A 20,902-nucleotide genomic window follows, 5' to 3' on the forward strand; every position below is an offset into this window, starting at 1 on the left:
TTGGACATTCAGTAACCCAAGGCTAAGCAGCTAATGCTATACATTTGTTATCAGCTAAAAAGTCAATTAACTAAAATCATTAAAAACACAGTTTTATGAAACGAACTAATGAGCTTGGTAATTGCTTGGTTCATATCCTTGATAACATCATTAGTGAGTTTCTTACGACCATTGAAAAACAAATCGTATGAAATCATTACTAAAAATACCGTTTACCTTTTTGATGTTAGCAGCCATCCTGTTATTGGGTTGCGAAGATGACGACAAAGCGGGCACTCCGCCAACCGCTGATAATGTAACCGATGTGATTTTAGCTGAGCCTGGTGACAATATTACATTTGAAGGCACTTTCAATGCTGAAGATGGCTTTTCAAAAATATCACTGATTAATGATGAGATAATGCTTGATAAGCAAATTGTATTTGCCAATCATGTCACACAGTATTACCTCGATTATAAATTTACAGTTCCAGCAACAGCCGCATTAAAAATATATGACATTACTATAACGGCAGAGACGCTGGCGGGAGAAACTGAAAACTATACCACAAAGGTGGATGTTGCTACGCCTCCTTCGGTTGATGTAACAACAGACTTTGTTGCATTACCGGGTGAGGAAATAACTTTTGAAGGTACAATCACTGATGCTCAGGGACTCACCGAAATTAAGATTGTGAATGCCGGCATTGGTTTGGAACATGTGATTGAGCTGGCCGATAATCCTACCAGCTATGAACTCAGTTATACCTATACCATTCCTGTGGTGTCGGAGATGAAGGTGCACAATGGAACTATCGATGTTGCCAATAAAGCTAATCGCACCACTACTCTACCAATGAAAGTCAACTTATCTGGTGACGATATTGTGTATGAAAATATTTATATAGCCGGTGGCTTCCAATGGTGGACCTGGAGTCCTCACCTGGCCTACCCAATGGATGTTGACCCGAATGATGATAAGTGGTTTGAAGTGCCAGTTCATTGCTGGGATGGAGAATTTGAAGAACTTAAATTCTTAGGTCAGCTGGACTGGGCTCCTGACAACTGGGGGCTGGTTGATCAGGCAGATCCATCAAAAGGCATGTTGAATGACGAAAGCAGCGCCACTATTTTACTGGGTGCTAACGGTGCCAACCCGGCCTATAAAAAGGTCCGTTTTAATCCTTATACCATGCAATACAGTGTGGAGGATATAACCGATGTGGTGACGCCTAGAACAGAGATGTATATTGTTGGTAATGGTTATCCGGCTTATCCTGATTTGGATTGGAATCCAGAAGCTGCCATTCCAATGACTCAAAACCCATATGGCTATGGCGAGCACATCTTCCTGATTGAAGGGCTGGAATTTAGTGATGATGTGAGTCTTAAATTTATTGGCCAGACAACCGGATGGGATTATGATGCAGGCTTTGATGTTGCTGAGCAGGAAGTGAGTGCTCCTGTTAACTGGGTGAAAATAAAAGAGGGAAGCGGAACCAAAGACCTTAAATTTAAAAATCAGGCCGGTACGTATACTGTTCTCTATGATTATTACCTGAAACGAGCACTTATCTGGCAAGAATAGTCCAGTATATCACAGCAAGTCCACCATACACTCAGGTGGACTTGCTATATTTTTTTACTTCGGAACATTCGTAAATAATATCTTCTACTCATGTAGCAGCCTGATTTTATTTCACAAACTGTTCCGCTCACCTGACAGACAATTTGATTTATGAAAATTAATCTACCATTAATTTGCATGGGGATTGCTATGCTTACACTTTGGGCTTGTAACACCAGCAAAAACCATCAAATATACAATGATGCCCAGCTCGATTCGCTATTTATCCATGCAATCGAACACCACAAAATACCCGGCGCAGTGGCGTTAGTATCATACCAGGATACCATCATCTATCACAAAGCTTTTGGCTGCCGGAATATTGATGCACAGACCAGACTTCTGAACAATGATATATTTCGCATGGCTTCCATGACCAAAGCCTTAACGGCGGTCGCCATCCTGCAATTGCAGGAAAAAGGCCTGCTCAACACCAGTGATTACGTTTACCAATACCTGCCCGAATTTAAAAGCCCCCGCTTATTAACAAAAGTACTACCCGATTCAAGCTTTACAGCTATTCCCGCTCAATCAGACATTACCATTCACCAGCTATTGACACACACGTCGGGCATAGCTTATGGTTTCCAAGATGACCAATACAATGCCCTGATATTAAAAAACAACATTAGTGAAGGCTTTGGCCATGATACCAGAACATCACGGGAGAACATACAAAAGATCGCCGCTCTCCCCCTTTTACATGAACCGGGTTCTGCCTATACATACGGACTTAGTTTTGATGTGCTAGGGGTGCTCATCGAAGAAATCTCAGGCCAGCGTTACGATGAATATATTACAGAGCACATATTGCAGCCATGCGGGATGCATGACAGTTACTTTATTATTCCTGAACAACATCGCCACCGGCTACCAGATGTATATGAGCCCGCGGATAATGATGAGTTACAAATAACATCATATGCCGATACAAACTACCCTTGCCTGAGTAACAGACAGTTTTTCTCAGGAGGCGCTGATTTATGCTCCACCGCCAAAGATTACCACTCGTTTTTACAGATGCTGTCAGCAAATGGTACCTTCCAAGGCCACCAGGTGCTTGCTCCTGAGTCAGTGGCAGCTATGCTCAGCAAGCAAACCTCACTGGGTGAAGGTGATTCATACCAGGGATATGCCGCCTGGGTAACCAATGCCCTGGGAGCCCAAAATGGTCTAAGTAATGAAGGTACCTATGGGTTTGGTGGCTTTTTCGATACTTATTGCTGGACCGATCCAAAAGCCAATATTTCAGCGGTATTGCTTCTGCAAATGTACCCTAACAATAACCACCAGATACATGAGAAATTTCAAAAGCTCACCTATGAGCTAATTAATCAATAAACAATTTTTCACTTAAAACCCTTTATCATGAAACATTTTCTACTTTTAATTTCAGCTATTTTTTGGGCTGCAGCCATGCAGGCTCAAGTTGATGTAACGTTTCAGGTTGACATTAGCTCCCGAACAGATTTCTATAATGGAGGTGCTGTTTGGTTGTATATGGATGCTGACTGGAATGAGTACTATACCATGACGGATGATAATCAGGATGGTATCTACTCCTACACCGTTTCCTATGCCGAAGGTACCGCAATTACCTTTAGCTATTCATACCAAACCGGTCCCGACGAATGGAATGATTATGTGGTTGAATCAGTACCTGCTGAATGTGCCGATGCCAATGGTTGGCGCACCTTAACGGTACCTGCAAGCAACACAGTACTGGATGCAGTAGCCTATGGTAGCTGCAGTGCAACGGCCATTCCAAAGGTAACAGTCATTTTTAAGGTGGATATGAGTAACGAAACCGTCTCAGGCGATGGTGTTCAAGTGGTGATCAAAAACCCATGGATTTGGACAGCTATGAGTGATGATGGCAATGGTATCTGGTCGGCTTCTGTCGAGCTGGATGGCAACACCACCTACCCCTACACCTTTGTTAACGGTGCACAGGACTATTGGGATGGTGAAGAATCCATTACAGGCGACTGTAATATGGGTACTGCTGAGGCCCCCGAACGCCAGGTAGCAGTGGCTGAAGAGGATGTGACACTCAGTGCTGTCATGTTTGGTGCATGCGATGCTGCCACCTCTATCTCATCGGTCAGGGATGAAGAAGTTACCATTTATCCAAATCCTGTTGACGAAATGCTGGACATTCAGTCATCATTTCCGATAAAAGCCATTAAAGTGACGTCGCTAACCGGTGAAAGCATTGCCTCTTTCAATGGCCAGGGCAATAAAAGCTCCACGGTTAATTTAGGTGCCATCAAAGGGGGCGTTTACCTTTTGACAGTGTGTGGCGACGGTATCCAAAAGCACCTTAAAATCCTCATCCGATAAAGACACTATTATGAAAAAAATCCAGATACTGATTTGTTTGCTCTTAGGCTTCATGCCCTTATTGGCGCAAACAACAAATATTTCACCTGATAACCCGCTTATTCAGTATGCAGGGCGAATGGACTTCTCCAAACCAGGTGCTCCCACCTTTAGTATTCCCAGCAGTTCCATTCTTGTTAAATTTAATGGCACTGCCCTTTCAGCCCGTTTTACCTCATCAGGCACCAGCTATTTGTATGTGATAGTTGATGGGCAGGCGGATCCGTTTAATCGCCAAATTATTGAATTAAGTGGGCGTAATGTCAACTATTCAATTGCTGAGAACCTTTCAGCAGGGGAGCATACGGTGCAGCTGGTTAAACTCAATGAGTACGACACCCAGATTACCTTTTTGGGCTTGGAAATAGCAGATGGTAATTTGCTTGAACCTCCCGCCAGGGCACCCTTAAAAATTGAATTCTATGGTGATTCCAATCCTTCAGGCTGGTCGGCCTGGGATGTGCGTGATGAAGGACATGCTAACCTTTCAGGCAGTTACTTCACCTATCCGGGCCTTACGGCACGTATGCTTAATGCTGAGTACTCCAACTTCTCGGCCGGTGGGCACGGAGTTACCGATTTAACCCGAAAGCTTGATATGAAAGATTTATATAACCGCATCCACATTGCCGGAGGTGCTAAAGCCTCCAATATATGGGATTTCCAGAATAATTACTGGCAATTCACGCCCGATGTGGTGGTCATTAACCTGGGAGCCAACGATTATTATGCCGGTGCGTCCAAAGAGCTCATGATGAGTTCCTGGAATCAGTTTGTGTCTGCACTCAGAACCCATTACCCTGATGCGCATATTGTGATGGCTAACTCCTATGGCTGGGCTTTCAATGAACCGGCCGACTACGTTGATGAGTTTGTTCAGTCGCGTATGGCGGGAGGCGACACCAACATCTCATTTGTCAAATTCCCATGGCTATGGAGCGATTACCATGCCGTTATTAATGAGCATGCCGGCTTTGCCAATATTCTGGCTACACACATTGCCGATGTCTTAGATTTACCCCCTCCAACATTAAGTACCCTATCCTCATTTGGCCAGAATAGTGATGTTGGCAATGGCAGCTTCGAGAGCAGTGTGGTTACGGGCTATGCCGATGGCTGGCGTCCATTCGCCTCCTGGTCATACCCCGAACTGATTACAGATGCTGCCGGGGCATATGATGGGGAGAGGTACCTGAGTTGCACCAATCCATCCGGTGTGATGCATGCCAACGATGCCCAGCCAGGTGATGTTTTTGAGATAAAAGTGTGGATGAAAGCAACAGCAGGTAGTGTTGGCCGTTTAAAATATGAATTCAGAGGCCAGGGGCAAAACATCATCTCCCTCGACCAGGTTGATGTAACAGCAGCTGGTAGCTGGGAACAAATAAGTATAACCACCCATCCGGCACCCGCAGACACCTGGCAAATAAATGTGATTCTGGAAGGGGTAGATGGCACCATTTATTTTGATAAGGCCGAGATGCAAAAAGTGGCAAATACAACCATGCTGAAGGTGAGTACTTCTGTTAGTAATAGCCTATCAAAAGAAGAAACATACAGCATATACCCCAATCCTGCCACATCGGTGCTAACCATTAAAACACCAGGAACTATGGCACCACAGTACAGCATTTATAATACCAATGGGTTAATATGTCAAAGTGGATTTGGCAATAAGGTGAATATCGAAAAGCTGGCGAAAGGCTTATACTTCATAACAATTAAAGGTGCAAGCCATCCAATAAAATTCGTCAAACAATAGTTCGCTTGAATTTTGGTTAACCGGCACCCTATTGGGTGTCGGTTTTAACCTGCATGGCTCTTTCATCAATTAGCTATGCGAATCAATAGTTGAACCCACTCCGGGGTTCTGTTTGTAATACATTAATATACCATGGCTTGCACCCATGGTTATTAAAATTAAATCCCTTCAGGATAAAAAAATATCCATAGGACATTAACAATAATAGCCCCGTTCGAAGCGCGGGGTTATAAATAGGGTGAGTAAACAACCCTGTTATGGGTTGAAGGTTTATATTAAGTAAATTTTAACGATTGATTCATATTAGCTATTAATGCCTATGAAACTCCTGCAATTACTGCTTCTTCCATTATTTTTTTCTGGGTGTAAACAATCCACAAAACCAGTTTATGGCACCTTTTCGCATCAGGGCCAACTAAGAAGTTTCATCTACTACCAACCCACTGATTTGCAAGAAGACAGCCCTTTACTGGTGGTGCTGCATGGATTTACAAGTAGCGCTGAAAAGATTATGCATTACACACATTTCAATCAACTTGCTGACCAGAGCGGTTTTGCTGTGCTGTATCCACAAGGCACAACAGATAATGATTCCAATACTTTCTGGAATGTTGGATATACGTTTCACGCAGATATTAACACCGATGATGTCGATTTCATTGTTCAACTCACTAAGCTTATCCAAAAGCGTTATAAACTCTCTCCAGAGAACACCTTTCTGACTGGCATGTCTAACGGGGGCGAAATGTGCTACAAAATGGCTTGTGAAAAACCCACCATGTTTAAAGCTGTGGCACCTGTTGCCGGCATGATGCTGGATACTTTCTTTGAACAGGCACAAAACCATCCAGTACCGCTATTTGCTACCTTTGGCACAGCAGATGACGTTACCCGCTTTGTGGGCGATACAAGTAATGTTGACGGATGGGGTACGTACAGAAGTATTGACGCCACTATTAACTATTGGCAAACAACCAATAAGTGCTCAGTGGTTGAGACAGACACGCTTCCCAACCTCTCTGCTGATGACGGCAGTTGTATTGTTCGCAGGCATTATTATCAGCCGGCTCATTCAAACGATGTGCTTTATTACAAGGTCATCAATGGTGGACATGACTGGCCTGGAGCTTGGGGTAATAAGGATGTGAATATAAGTGTTGAGATATGGAATTATTTCTTCAGTAAAATGCTTTAAAGAAATGCTAAATGAATTCTTTTCTTTACCTTTGATTATAGTCAAATAATATTAGTGAGACCCTAACGAGACCCATTGTTTTTTGACAATTACAAGATACTGTTTTTAAGCGTATTAAAAAGATATTCCGTGTCCTGTTCTGGGCACAAAAGCTCCCGGTTGATTATTCGGCCGGGAGCTTTTTTTATTGGCAGCCTGGATCTCATTATATATTCAGCCATAACTTTAAGCCAAGTGAGAACAAATTAGCCAAATCGGATTACTTCACAGATGCTCACAAAAAAACATTTAGTAGAGCTCTAATTTCCTCCAGAGAAAACACTTTACTCACGGGAACACACCGGCGTTTGTGATTACTTTCAGGTTATCAAAGCCCCCTATGTTATTATGCGCCAGCTCCGACACTCCGACTTAAGCATTACCATGATATACCTTAAATCACTTGGTTTAACTCCAAACCATCAAATGAACATGGCAAAATTGTATCTTTAAACAATAAACAAAAACCTGCACACATGAATAGACTTATCATTATTGGCAATGGATTTGATTTAGCCCATGGCATTAAATCAAGCTTCAAAGATTTTATTCTTTCTTATTTATCTTATGCAATAAACACTTTTAATGGCTCGCATTCTTATGAAGATGATTTAATTTCTATAAGACTTAACAGCATGAGTGTATATCCAAGACTCCAAGACGCGGATAATGAAAACGTTCTTGAACTATTGAAATTTATTAGCCGTAATGAATATGTAGATATAGTACAATCAAATTTTTTAATTAACATCCTACAAGATATCGAAAACCAGAAATGGGTTGATTTAGAAGTTTTATACTTTAAGCAACTTTTTAGATTCAAGCACATCTCTCATACAAAAGAACTTAACCTCCAATTTGAGTGCCTCAGAAAACACCTGATTAAATACCTGTCTGAGAACTCCAAAACAAATACGCATTCACTAACATTAGTCGAATCCTTTACAAAAAGTCTAAATATTAATAATAACCAGCCTCACATGAGTGATGCTTTATACTTTCTTAATTTTAACTATACTCCAACCTTAGATTGGTATTTAAATCAATGCGAGGGAAACAATCCCATTTCTCTAAATTACATACATGGCTCTCTCTGTGGTAAGCATGGACAACCAATTTTTGGTTATGGAGATGAACTAAACACAGATTATCAAGAACTCGAAAAAAAAGAGGAAAATGAACCACTCAGATTCATTAAGTCTTTTGCCTATCTTCAAAACCAAAACTACGACCACTTAATGGGCTTTATTGAGAGTAGAAGCTTTGAAGTTCACATTTATGGGCATTCATGTGGGCTTTCTGACAGAACTCTTTTAAATACAATTTTCAAGCATGACCATTGCAGAAGGATAAAGATATTCTATCATGAATGGGAAGTCAAAGGAGTAATTGAAAATGACTTCACTACCAAAATTTTTAATATCGCTAGACACTTCACTAATCCCAAAGTATTTCGGAAAAAGGTAGTTAATTTCAAAAACTGTGTTCCTATGCCACAACCTATTTCCGAACTAGAAAAAGCAACAAACCCCAATTAAATAAAAAAGGCTAACAGAATCCTGCTAGCCTTTTATTTCCTATGGGTCATAATCAGGAATTAACTGGACCACAACCAACTACTAAAATAATCATTAATAACCGATTAAATATATATTCAACCTCGCTGAGGTTGATTGGTTATTTACATTACACTTATCTACAAATATTTATCTCCGCTGGAGATAATAAAAACAACTTCGGAGAAGTTGAATATTTATAGAAATAATAAGCCTACCCTATCAATAACAATCCCGGCGGGATTGCATATCATATAGGCGTTTCAATGTTTTTTACATTTTTAATCGGTCTGAATACTCCATCTCCACTTTATGCTGCTGCCGCTTGAGTAAGTATGACATCACCCCGAGCACAATCCCAATTAATACTGACCTTCTTCACCTAACCATCTATATCAACATCCCATCGCCGCCACTTAACAGTCAGTGCTTTGGTTTAAAAGTATGATGAAGCTATTTTTCTGCACAATTGCGAGCAACAAACTACAGTGCAAGAGCTGGACCCCATTCCCACAAACATAGCAATCCACAAATAATCCCCCACGCAAAAGAGCTTCCTGTGTTTTCTCTTTATCTTTGCACAAAATAATTGCAGATGATGAGTAGCCTTTCCTCGTATTTTCAGGATTTACAAGAAGAGATGATTCAGTGGCGCCGCCTGGTTCATAAACACCCTGAGCCCGCCTGGTGCGAGTTTGGAACAGCTACATTTGTTGCTCAATTGCTGAAGAAATGGGGCTTCGAAATACACATGGGCAAAGATCTGATTGGTGAAGAACGCATGAACCTGCCAGCTCAGGAGAGTCTGGATAGCTTCTATAAGCAAGCCATGGAAAGACACGACCTGGATAAGGAGTTACTGGCAAAAACAGAGGGTGGGTACACTGCTGTTGCGGGAGTGATGGAGCATGGTGATGGACCGGTAAAGGTATTTCGGGTGGATATGGATGCCCTCCCCATCACTGAAAGTCAGTCAACAGAACATCGACCTTCTATAAAGCAATTTGCATCTACTCATGCTGGTTTTATGCATGCCTGCGGACACGATGCGCATACTGCCATAGGCCTGGGATTAGCAAAATACATTTCGGAACACAAAGAACTGCTTCAGGGAAAAATCATTATCCTGTTTCAACCTGCCGAAGAAGGATTGGGTGGCATGGCAGCTGTGGTAAAACATCCGCTTTTCAGCCAAGTGGATGAAGCCTACGGATGTCATGTGTGGGCCAACAGAGACCCACAGGAATTTATTTGCGGAACGTATGGCCAGCTGGCCAGTAAAAAGTTCGATGTGAAAATAACCGGCAAGGCCTCTCACGCAGCATTGGCTCCTGAAAAAGGTATTAACGCCATGCTCCCCGCGGCAGAAATCATTTTAAGCCTGGAACAGCTAAAAGCCGAATTCCCCTCGCACATACGTTTGAATATTGGCCAGATGCAGGCAGGTACGGCACGTAATATTATCTGCCCTGAAGCCATTTTAAAGATAGAAACCAGGGCTGGTGATACACTCACCCGTGATAAACTATACAATGCGGCCATCAGAACCATCGAAGAAATTACCAGGAAGTATGCTTGCAGCTGCAAGGTGAGCCTGGTTGGGGAAGCAGAAAGTGCAGCCAGTTCAAAAGAGTTGGCTAAAAAGGTGAAACAAACCGTTACGTCCGCAAGCTTATTTGCCAATTGCATAGAAGCAGAATTGCACAACACCTATAGTGAAGATTTCTGCACCCTGATGAACCATGTTCAACAATCGGGCGGACAAGCAGTGTTTATGGGCATTGGCGCCTCAAACAATGCAGGCACTCACCACCAGCCTCACTTCGATATTAGGGAAGAGGTGATGTGGAAGACGGCTCGTATTTTGGCTGAATTGAGTAGCCAAAAGTAGAAGAGAACCCACAAAGTAGCATTTATGTCACACGGAAAACGTAAAACTTAGGCACCCATTAAAAAACCCAGTCGGTTCTTTGAACCAACTGGGTTTCAATTTTTGTATTCCAATAGATACCTTTTATGTATCCATTAAAAATATCAGTAAAACTATTTCATAATCTTTAGTTTCCAGGTTCATAATTAATATCCCAATACAATGGTTTCATAATAGCATCACAAGCTACTGATGTGCCGCCAACTTCAGCCATCGAACCTGGTTTTAGCTCTCTCATTTTCCAGGCATCAATACGCATTACTTCCGTTTGATAAGGTAAAGCCACATACGTTGGATAAAAACCTCTCCTTCCATAATATTTTGGGTAGCCCAATACAAAAATAGCATCAACATTAAGTGCTATTAAATGTCTGACTCCTTTTTCTATTAGCGCTTTGCCCAAGCCCTGTCCATGGTATTCCGGTAGAATGCCTATTGGTGCCAGTAGGTAACACTTCTTATCAGGATGTTCAGTCAAATTAAAAGGTGTGAAAAGAACATTCCCAACTAACTTATCGCCTTTCTCTATATTAATCGAAATGGTTTCCTGTTCTTCCAACATATCACCAACCAAGTCGCGAATCAAAGGTCCTTCTTTGTCTCCAAAAGCATTTAAATGTAATTGCTTAATATCTTGTTTTTTATCAATTGTAAAAGTCATCGCTCGTTATTTTAATATTTCTTCAATTCTAGTTTTTTACTCATTTCACGTTTAACCATTTTACTAAATTGTTTATCATATTGTCTTTCAACATTATTGTTTTTCTCCGCTTTGCGACGGTTTAAGAAAGCCAGCTCTTTCTTTAAATGCAGGTAGCTGTCATAGCGTTCCGGACTAATATAGCCTCTTTCCAGTTCCGCCTGAATGGCGCAACCTGGCTCTCCTTCATGCTTGCAATCACTAAATCGGCAATATTGTGACAACTCAGCAATTTCACTAAAGGTATCATCAAGGTTTTGCTCCTCAGCCCAGGCCTGGACTTCGCGTAAACCCGGCGAATCAATAATATAAGCGCCGCTTTCCAATTCGAACATAAACGAAGTAGAAGTTGTGTGTCGTCCTCGTTTATCTTTTCGCCTTATCTCATTGGTTTTTTGCACATCCTTTTTCAGCAAGGCGTTGGTTAACGTAGATTTTCCTACACCCGAGGGACCAATAAAAACAGCAACTTTCCCTTTAGACAAATAGTTTGTAAGTGCGTTAATGCCGGTTCCATCTTCCACACTGGTCACTATAATATCAACGCCTGGTGCAATGGTTTCGGCCTGGAACTTTACATACTCAGCTTCATCATTAAGGTCGGCTTTGTTTAAAATAACTAAAGGCGTAGCACCACTATTCCAGGCAACAGTTGTTAATCGTTCCAATAACCTGTCGGAGTAGTTACGTCCTCCGTCTAATCCCAAAACAATCGCAACGTAATCAATATTAGCCGCAATAACCTGTTCTTCGGTTACATTACCAGCCGTTTGTCTGCTTATCTGCGTCCTTCGTTCCAATACCCTGGTAATTTGCAAAGTTCCATCACATTCGTTCAGCTCCACCCAATCACCTACACACGGAAATTCACTCTTATTTTTTATCGTTTGAAAAATCTTCCCCTTCAGATGCGCTTTTTCGACACCTGTTTCTGTTTGCACCTTGTAGGTATTGTATTGTTTTTCAACAATGCGTCCAATCAAATTACTTAAATACATCTTCTCCTCCTTTCTCCAAACTCAATTTATGTAAGGTTGAAATCATTGTTTTTGATGGGAATGGTAATGACATCAATGGTTCTGCAGCCATAGTCAACAATAGCAACTCATTATCATCAGCTGCAATCCGGTTTAACTTGATGGTATGACACTTAGTGCATCGATGAATGATCGACCATTCTTTATTTTGTTGAACGTATATGCTAATTGGTTTCATTATCCCTCTGCAACTCGCTCGCCGGTCGCCGGGTGTTATGTCCACATGAATACTGCAAAGGCAGTGCGGACAATGGTTTCGTTGTTTTCCTCCAAACTCTACAGGAGGAACAGCTTTTCCACAAGAGGCACAGATAAATGACTCCATAGGATTATCATGAATTATTTTATTACGTGACATTGCAATAGCGTTAAGTCTAATTGCTATTTGAGTACAGCAATTTACCAACATAAATACTTGAAATACTTATATAGAAATAACACAAGCAAGAAATTGCTTGAGTACAAATGGCATAATCAAAGTCACACAGGACAATGATTATTTACTTAACACGCACCAGAATATTCTTAAACATCAAATAGTTTTAGGGATGCAAAACTAAACTTTCATAATTAAAAATCAAAATCTTTCTTCATTATATTTGATTTCTTCTCATTTAAGTTGGAGGTAGTTACATTTGTCTTTTTCTCAGTACCTTCTTCAGCTAAACACCATACCCTTCTTTGGTGGTCTAAATATTTAGTACCACCTTATTATATTTATATCCTTCTCAATTGCCGAAATCAAAAAATCTATTATGCATCCATACCGTGTATTACCATCTTAACAAAGAAGCTATCCATCAAATGATGCACCTTCTTTTAAAAAAAAATTCACCGCCAGCGCCAATTTGTAATTGGTGCTGTTTAATTTACGTTCCACGGCAGAATAGTAAATGGCACGAGTTACAAACTCGCGCCAGCATACGATATCCATTAGCTTATTGGCTATTGCACGCAGCCTAATAAAAGCTGGCTGGCTGCCCGGTGGACGCCAATACCCCCTGCCAAAGCATACCGTCTGTTTCCATCACTCGCTTGCGGCTGGCCAGCAGTTCGCTTGGCACATGAATATATTTATCGTGCAACTTACCAATTATCAGGCCTGTTTTACCGGCCATGGCAGCATGCACAGCATTGCGCGCAAACAGGTCGCACAGCACCGAATCCACTGCATTGGCCCGTGTACTGCGTATCAGGTAACTGGGGTCCATATACCTCAAATGAACCGGTATATCTTCATCTTCAAAAAATGTCTTTATACGTGTGCTCAGGTATTGCCCAATATCATTGAGCAGGATGTTACCAGAGGCATCTTTGAGTTGCGTGTTATTCTGCAGCAGCTCCTGGCCGGCTCCCTCCGCCACAACTACCAGTGCATGTCCCCTGTCCAGGATACGTTTTTTCAGGGCGGCTAAAAACCCATTGGGTCCTTCCAGCTTAAAGGGCACCTCAGGCACCAATATAAAGTTCACTTCCTGACTGGCCAGTGTGGCACCGGCTGCTATAAAACCGGCATTCCGGCCCATTAACTTCACCAGCGATATGCCGTTATTGACACAGCGTGCTTCCACATGCGCCCGATCCAGGGCTTTGGCAGCTTCCTCAATGGCCGTTAGGTAACCGAATGTTTGCGACACAAAAGGGATATCGTTATCAATGGTTTTGGGCACACCCACCACCGCCAGCGGGTAGTTTTGTCGTTTGGCTTCTTTGTACAGTTCATAGCCGCCACGCTGGGTACCATCGCCTCCCACCACAAACAGGATATTTATTTGTTTATCAATCAGGTTTTGAACGGCCACCGCTGTATCAACCGGGCCACGTGAAGTACCCAGAAAGGTACCGCCTTTTTTATGCACATCGTCCACCAATTCGGGGGTCAGCAGCAGGGGCTCCTTACCCAAATGCGGATCCAGGCCCCGGTAACCACCCTGAAAGCCATACACCTGCGACACACCATAGGCATGATGCAATTCGAGAAATAGCGATCGTATAACGTCATTCAAGCCGGGGCTTAGTCCACCACAGGTAACAATACCAGCCCGGGTGGTTTTGGCATCAAAGAACAATTTCTCGCGCGGTCCGGCCAGTTCAAACGCTATATTATCCGTCATCTTTTCATCGGGCCGCTGAATAATGCGCTCGGCCAAACGCAGACTATCGCTAACAAAATACCTGAGCGGTGATGGATAAAGGGCTTCCCCCAAGGTGGTCACTTGCATATGTATCGATTTAATAATGTCGAAATTTAACTATAATACCATGAAAAAAATAACAGACTGGTGACCGATTTAGTTCTCAGCCAACAACACTGCTGAAATTATTGTACCAATCAGCTTAAACGGTGATGTAATAACCAGACAGTGCACAGGACTTTAGGTGTTAGTAGGGTATAATCCGTTGACGCTTCCAGCCAGCTGCCATATCACCTTTCAGCTCAGTACTGCTTCCCCTTTACAAAGCAGCTCTTCTGTTGTATATTGGGCTATTCCCACTTCAATCGCTAATCATCAACTTTTAAAATAAACTAATATGAAACGTATTATTTTTATTTTGGGCATCATACTTCTGATGGTCATCCCAGCTGAATCACAATCTCTGAAAAAAATGGGCAACAAACTAAAAGAGACATCAAGCAAAGAGGCCGAAAAACAAGTCAATAAAACAATAGATGATGCTTTTAACAAATCAGATGAGCAGTCGCAAACGAATGACAACACGGGAAATGAAACAGCAGCCAAGGCAACATCCAACACAGGAGTCAGCCAGGAGCTATGGACCAAATACGATTTTGTACCCGGTGACACGGTGATATTCGAAGACCTGTTAGCAAACGAACAAAACGGGGAGTTCCCTTCTAAATGGGATTTAAAAACCGGCAATGTGGAAATAGCCGAACTGAACGGTGAGAGCGTCATCAATTTTCCGTCTACTAAAAACTCCGAAATAGTGCCGCTGATGAAGGAAAAAGGCGATTACCTGCCTGAGAAATTCACCATTGAGTTTGATGCCTACTTCACCGAGTTCTGTACAAAATTTGAAATTAAGCTATACGATGTGGTTAACCAACAAAAGAATCCGGACCTGCCACGCATCATCATCAGCCCCAAAGATATTTTCATTTACAATAAAGGGAAAACCACCTTTGATGAAAACAAAAACTACCCCTACTGGCAGCACATAGCCATCTCATTTAATATACGCTCACTAAAAATTTATTTTGGTGAAGAACGCATCGCCAACATTCCCAACCTGGGAGGCAATCCATCAGGTTTTTCAATTTTGGCGTCTCAATGCCATGAAGGAAACGCTGCCCTTATTAAGAACATACGCATTGCCAAAGGCAGCATGAACCTGTACGACCGGGTGATGACCGATGGCAAATTCATCACCAACGGCATCCGTTTCGATGTGGGCAAAGCCACGCTCCGCCCCGAATCAATGGGTGTCATTAATCAGATCTATAAGCTGATGAGCGAGCACGCCAACCTGAGTTTTAGCGTTGAAGGCCATACGGACAGTGATGGCAATGAGGCGAGCAACCAGAAACTGTCGGAAGAACGAGCGGCTGCGGTTAAAGATGTACTTGTTGAGAAAGGCATTGCTGCCGACCGGCTTAGCACAAGCGGATTAGGCGAAAGCCAACCCATTGATACCAACAACACCCCTGAAGGAAAAGCCAACAACCGCAGAGTGGAATTTATAAAAATATGAAGCCAGAACACCAATGAGTCCATCGCCAGGGTGGTGGCCCTGGCGATAGGCATCCGTTTTATGCGCATTATGGCCTGTTGACAAACCCCTTTAATATGAACGTCCTTCATTGTATTAAACAGATTAGTTTAAGCGCCCTGGTATTATGCACTGCCACCGCCTATAAAATCGGTTACACAAACGATGGTGATGCCCAGCATACACCAAACAGCCCAACAAACTGGTTAAGCGTTAAAAGCTGGAGTGCTGAATATGAAGAAAGCTACCGCTCCAGTAAGCAATGGGCATCAACTCCCGAAGTGACCTATACCCTGGAGGTAAACACCACCATAAGCGGGCATTATGTATTAAATGAATCGGTGGATACAGATGGCTATTCTTTTGGCGAATGGTATGGCTATGGCAGCGGTTCCATGCACGAAGTTAAGGTCGTAAAAATGATTAGTGAAAGCTCCGATGGACGAATCGTTATTACGGAGAAAACGGAAACCCGGGGCAGCGGGCAAATTGGCAATCCGGCACTTAATGAGTATGGCGAATTCTGGGGAGGCTATTTATCCATTGATATCAGCACCAACTCCTATGGTGTAGGTTTTAATGGCCATCCTGCCAACAGCCAATCAACCCTTACACGCACCGTAGAAGGCTTACCAACAGATTACTCTGCCTTGTCGCAGCTGCCTGCCGGACTGCGCGAGATATTTGTGCCACTTGGCGAAAAAGCAGAAGAATGGGCTACCTACAGCGGACCACTGGAAGAGGCCGAAAGTGTAATGCCCGTCACGGTGTTTGCGTCAAACCTGATGCCCGACTTTGATGAACCCAAAGACTACCCGCTCCCCCAAAACGGCACAACCCTGAGTGGGTCATACAGCGGGCCAAACCTGACAAAAAGATGGAAGCTTTATCCATCGGGCATGAAAATGCCGGAAATATATGTGGAGATAATGGATAAAGACTGGCTGCCGGAAGATGATAATACGGTGGAAGTAAAATTATCATGGGACAATATCCAGCCATCTGAAATAGAATTTACCCTCTCCGATATATCGGCCGAACCAGGCACCTGCCTCAATAGTGCAGATGACAACACCGACCCTGACATGGACATAGTGGACGATAGGCAAGCAGTCAACTATACTATTGAGAAACGTGACAGGCAGATTATCGCTGTCAGTCAAACAGAATCCTCTGATCAAAAAGAAGCAATAATCGTTATCAGTTCGCTTGATTTTGGCGCTTATGCCACTATTAAAGCCCGAATAAAAGCAGGCGACGAATGGTATGATGCCAGGGTGAAGGAACAGAATGGCCGGACATTGCACCTGCCCTATGATGAGAATGAAAACCACATAGCCGATAAATGGGAGAAGGACGTGGGGATATTTGACAGAAACTTATCTGCCAGCTGGGATTTTGATCCCTACCCCGAGCATCAAAAAAACAATGGTGACGGCTATAGCAATTATGAAGAGTATCGCGGCTTTTTTGAGCAGGGCCATTTATTTAAAGATGGCAGGCACGAGCAGGTGAAGGGAAAGCATGTACGAACAGACCCGATGTACAAAGATGTTTTCGTGTATGACCAGGACGGCCTGTTCAGAGAGCATTATGCGCCCTATAACCCGGCCAATTTAAACTGGCATTACATCGATAATACCTTGATGAAGTACACCGGCAATGTGGAAGATGACCTGAACAGATGGGTGAATTACCGAACCAGTGACTCCTACTCGAATCAGAAACAATATGCCATGTGGGTGCGTTACTGGCCGGTTGGAGGCAACACCCCCGTAAGTGCCGGCGAAAGTCCGATGAAAAGCAGCTGTGGCCCTGATTATCCGGGTGCTGCCCCATTAAAATGCATCTACATGGTGAAAATAACCCAGCAGGGTATTCTGAATGCCTTGAGCGGCATCACTGACCAGTCAAGGAAACAACGGCTTTTTTCTGAACTGCTGACCTCTACCGTAATTCATGAAGTGGGACACGGATTGGGCATAAAACACCATTACAACAATACCGGAAGCCATGAACCCGATGCTGATTACTGGGTGTTGGGCGTTAAAGATTGTGCCATACGCTATGAATCAGACACCGAGATACAACACAATGATAAAATAAGCCTGCTGAAAACGCGCTATTGCCGCAGGGGTGAAACATGGATAAGAATCCGTGAGGAACAAAACCAAGATAGTACCGCACCACAAGACATACCGTACGAAACACACCCGGCGCATAATTGCTACTGGTACATTAATATAAAAGGAGAATAGTTATGCTTTAAAACACCAAAGAAAAACGAATGATTTAAAAATGAACATAGCGGCATGCCATTTCATGCTGAATTAACTTCTATCATACACTTTAATACTACCGACATGAGAAAGAACACTAACACCTCCACTTTCAAACAGCTCGTGAGCCTGTTCACCATCCTGTTTTCCCTGATTTGCCTGAATGCCTTTGCGCAACTTCCGCCTGCACTGGAAAAAGAATGTGACGCCTTTAACGCCGAAATTTTGAAGGCTTTTCAGATTATGAATACCAAACCTGAAGCAGCCGCCCTTAAAGAAGTAGCGGTGATAAAAGCCAGGCTGATAAAACAATCAGCAACACTATTTCCTAAACTCGACGCGCTGCCCGAACCAACAGAGGAAGAAGACGCCCTGTTTATCGAAAAAACAATGAGCAAACCCCTGTACCAGGACCTCATGAAGCTGATGGCCGATCCGGCTTTCATCAAAAAGGTATCAAGCAGCCCCAGGTTACTGGCTGAATACAACGAGCTGGACGCACTGCTTAACATGGGAGACGACGAGGAAGAGGAAGAAGTTTATTAAGTGGCCCCAATCATGTATTGGCAACTATCAAAAAGCCATCAGCAAGCCAATGCACTACATCAATATCTTATGATAATTTAAGTTCGATTTTTCATCACTCTTTTAACAGTGTTAATCAACATAATAAGGCCGTTGGTCAAGGAAAATTAAAATAAGGGGTCAAAAAGATGTTACGTTTTCGCATTTCTGCAATTAATAGATAACCAGGCACTAATTATAAACTTTAAAACTAAATTTTATGGGATCATTAACAGAAGCAAAAAAACGCGACTTTATCAACCAAATGATTGAACTAATAAACGATGAACAAAGCAATTTAAACGAACTGGGATTTAACCCTGAAAATAAACTAACGGAGCTGGTAGCTTTAAAAAGCAGCTGCAGTACTGCAGAAATAGCGCAACAACAGGCGCTTGCCCAAGCCAAGGAAGCCACGCTCCTGTCACAAAACGAACTGGAAAAAGCCTATAAAGCAGCCTCCAACCTGGGTGATGCTATATCGGGCATATTGGGCAAGGATAGCGAAATTGTAAAACGCATGCGCAAGTTTCGCAACTAAGTAAGTATTCAAAATTTAAAGCACCTGCCTGGTGGTGCTTACCCCCTCTGCAATTGCAGATCCGCCATATTAACCGGGTGTTTCCACGGTTACCCCTTCTGCACAAACGGCTACCACCCCACAAAAAAACAGGTCAGAGTTATTATCCCCATGGTCAGCAAGCAAATGTCTTCGGTCAGAATGATTCTGACCCAGGTATTTTTAAATCTGACCTTGGTCAGAAAGCCGCTGACCTAGGTCGGAAGCCTTATGACCCTGGTCAGGAAGCTGCTGACCCAGGTATTTTTCAATCTGACCCAGGTCAGAAAGTCGCTGACCTAAGTCGGAAGCCTTACAACCCTGGTCGGAAAGCCCCTGACCTAAGTCGGAAGCATTATAACCCTGGTCAGGAAACCGATGTCTCTGATCAATACCCTCAACCAGCAACCCGAAATACGACGTAAAATACGAGACACAAGACCAATAGAGATGAGTGATGTGATGACCGGGTCTATAAGGCTGTTTGGGCGCCTTGCCCAGGGTAATTGGGTAGCGTGCCCACGCTGCCTGAGAAATCAACCTCCTTTAACCCGGATTATGTATTAGAACTTCGTCATGAGCGTTAAAAATGCAATAAAACAAGGCTTTACTGAAACGAGGCATAGCATCGTTCTGGTGAGTTGAGGTAAAGCTACGAAGTGTTTTGTTTTGAAGCAGTTTAAATGCGTAATAGATTTTCTAATGCATATTGCGGGTTTAACCCGACCACCCAACATCTAAGTTCATTGACTGGTACTCGTGGTAAATGATAATGGCTAATACAAATGGTAAGGCAACCAATACAGCCGTACGCGCATACTTAACATTTTTATTATACTCAAATTGCCTCACCTTAATGATGGCATCAAACGAGATAGCAACACTTAATGAGTCAGCTGCCGCATCCGCTAATTGCATATCGCAATACACCACATAGTAATCCAACTGACGAGGCACCGTATTTATTTCTTCATCGGGAATAATGTAACCCAACAGTGCACTATCCGAAGTAACGGCACCATATAGCTGGTGGTAATAGTTCCGGTAGTTTTGGTTGATAAAAACCGTATAGTCACCTTCTAATTCTACACTTTTATTGTAGCTGGTTACCCACCTATTGCCAGAGCAACCAATCAGATGGATAGCAATACACAAGAATGCAACGATGCGATGATATGGGCGCTGCTCAAAAAACATCTGCCTGTTTTCCAGCAAAGTTATGAATTGTAATAGCCTGATGTCAATCCGCCTCACCTCCCACCCCCCACTACTCACTACCAACTTTTAACTTTTCACTTTTCACTTCACTCTTCACTCTTTTCTCTTCTCTTCTACCAATAAAACACCCAAAACCAGCAACCCCCAACCCGAAACCTGTAACTTTGTCACCAGTCTCCCATCTTCTGCCTTCTGCCTTCTGCCTTCTGCCTCTCTTCTAACTACTGACTACTGACTACTGACTACTTATCAACTCCACCCCATCTTTTATCAACATAAGTATGTGCATCCCAAAATAAATTCTAATTTAGCAGGCACTAATCGGAAAAACTGCCCCCCTGAC

At 42.9% G+C, this 20,902-nt stretch carries 17 protein-coding genes; 11 read left to right on the plus strand and 6 right to left on the minus strand.

The window, feature by feature from the left end:
* The first annotated feature begins 187 nt into the window (after positions 1–187).
* From KDU71_RS15575 to KDU71_RS15605, 7 genes are all read left to right on the plus strand, one after another.
* Entirely contained in the window at positions 188–1,567 is a 1,380-nt protein-coding gene (locus KDU71_RS15575; RefSeq protein ID WP_212192020.1) for a hypothetical protein, read from the plus strand.
* A 150-nt stretch (positions 1,568–1,717) separates the two neighbouring features.
* A complete protein-coding gene (locus tag KDU71_RS15580) occupies positions 1,718–2,947 on the plus strand; it encodes a serine hydrolase domain-containing protein (protein WP_212192021.1) in 1,230 nt (409 codons plus the stop codon).
* A 27-nt stretch (positions 2,948–2,974) separates the two neighbouring features.
* Entirely contained in the window at positions 2,975–3,949 is a 975-nt protein-coding gene (locus tag KDU71_RS15585; RefSeq protein WP_212192022.1) for a T9SS type A sorting domain-containing protein, read from the plus strand.
* A gap of 10 nt (positions 3,950–3,959) precedes the next feature.
* On the plus strand, positions 3,960–5,750 hold the full coding sequence (locus tag KDU71_RS15590; protein ID WP_212192023.1) for a GDSL-type esterase/lipase family protein: 1,791 nt from the start codon (positions 3,960–3,962) through the stop codon (positions 5,748–5,750).
* Between the two features lie 319 nt (positions 5,751–6,069).
* Positions 6,070–6,945 (plus strand): extracellular catalytic domain type 1 short-chain-length polyhydroxyalkanoate depolymerase, encoded by an 876-nt coding sequence (locus KDU71_RS15595; RefSeq protein ID WP_262898268.1) that lies wholly within the window; start codon positions 6,070–6,072, stop codon positions 6,943–6,945.
* A 515-nt stretch (positions 6,946–7,460) separates the two neighbouring features.
* Positions 7,461–8,522 (plus strand): AbiH family protein, encoded by a 1,062-nt coding sequence (locus KDU71_RS15600; protein ID WP_212192025.1) that lies wholly within the window; start codon positions 7,461–7,463, stop codon positions 8,520–8,522.
* A gap of 613 nt (positions 8,523–9,135) precedes the next feature.
* A complete protein-coding gene (locus KDU71_RS15605) occupies positions 9,136–10,431 on the plus strand; it encodes an amidohydrolase (protein ID WP_212192026.1) in 1,296 nt (431 codons plus the stop codon).
* A gap of 166 nt (positions 10,432–10,597) precedes the next feature.
* On the opposite strand, the gene KDU71_RS15610 is transcribed toward KDU71_RS15605, so the two are convergent.
* The 5 genes from KDU71_RS15610 to KDU71_RS15630 all read right to left on the minus strand — a co-directional run bounded on the left by KDU71_RS15610 (position 10,598) and on the right by KDU71_RS15630 (position 14,429).
* On the minus strand, positions 10,598–11,131 hold the full coding sequence (locus KDU71_RS15610; protein WP_212192027.1) for a GNAT family N-acetyltransferase: 534 nt from the start codon (positions 11,129–11,131) through the stop codon (positions 10,598–10,600).
* An 11-nt stretch (positions 11,132–11,142) separates the two neighbouring features.
* Entirely contained in the window at positions 11,143–12,168 is a 1,026-nt protein-coding gene (rsgA, locus tag KDU71_RS15615) for a ribosome small subunit-dependent GTPase A (protein WP_212192028.1), read from the minus strand.
* Positions 12,155–12,565 (minus strand): RNHCP domain-containing protein, encoded by a 411-nt coding sequence (locus KDU71_RS15620; RefSeq protein ID WP_212192029.1) that lies wholly within the window; start codon positions 12,563–12,565, stop codon positions 12,155–12,157. Before KDU71_RS15620 ends, rsgA begins: the two co-directional genes overlap by 14 nt.
* Before the next feature lie 435 nt (positions 12,566–13,000).
* Positions 13,001–13,141, minus strand: a complete 141-nt coding sequence (locus KDU71_RS15625; RefSeq protein ID WP_212192030.1) for a hypothetical protein — start codon at positions 13,139–13,141, stop codon at positions 13,001–13,003.
* A gap of 25 nt (positions 13,142–13,166) precedes the next feature.
* Positions 13,167–14,429, minus strand: a complete 1,263-nt coding sequence (locus KDU71_RS15630) for an ATP-dependent 6-phosphofructokinase (protein ID WP_212192031.1) — start codon at positions 14,427–14,429, stop codon at positions 13,167–13,169.
* Positions 14,430–14,739: 310 nt separating this feature from the next.
* Here KDU71_RS15630 and KDU71_RS15635 point away from each other — a divergent pair, with 310 nt between their 5' ends.
* From KDU71_RS15635 to KDU71_RS15650, 4 genes are all read left to right on the plus strand, one after another.
* The gene (locus tag KDU71_RS15635) at positions 14,740–15,921 is read left to right on the plus strand and encodes an OmpA family protein (RefSeq protein ID WP_212192032.1); all 1,182 of its coding nucleotides are present in this window, start codon (positions 14,740–14,742) and stop codon (positions 15,919–15,921) included.
* Between the two features lie 95 nt (positions 15,922–16,016).
* A complete protein-coding gene (locus KDU71_RS15640; protein ID WP_212192033.1) occupies positions 16,017–18,197 on the plus strand; it encodes a hypothetical protein in 2,181 nt (726 codons plus the stop codon).
* 105 nt (positions 18,198–18,302) lie between these two features.
* Complete coding sequence (locus tag KDU71_RS15645; RefSeq protein WP_212192034.1) at positions 18,303–18,764, plus strand: hypothetical protein; 462 nt, start codon at positions 18,303–18,305, stop codon at positions 18,762–18,764.
* 238 nt (positions 18,765–19,002) lie between these two features.
* Complete coding sequence (locus KDU71_RS15650) at positions 19,003–19,323, plus strand: hypothetical protein (RefSeq protein ID WP_212192035.1); 321 nt, start codon at positions 19,003–19,005, stop codon at positions 19,321–19,323.
* Between the two features lie 735 nt (positions 19,324–20,058).
* Here the strand turns inward: KDU71_RS15650 and KDU71_RS15655 are convergent.
* Positions 20,059–20,616, minus strand: a complete 558-nt coding sequence (locus KDU71_RS15655) for a hypothetical protein (protein WP_212192036.1) — start codon at positions 20,614–20,616, stop codon at positions 20,059–20,061.
* Positions 20,617–20,902: the final 286 nt, after the last annotated feature.

The sequence above is a fragment of the Carboxylicivirga sediminis genome (assembly GCF_018156225.1).
Classification (GTDB): domain Bacteria; phylum Bacteroidota; class Bacteroidia; order Bacteroidales; family Marinilabiliaceae; genus Carboxylicivirga; species Carboxylicivirga sediminis.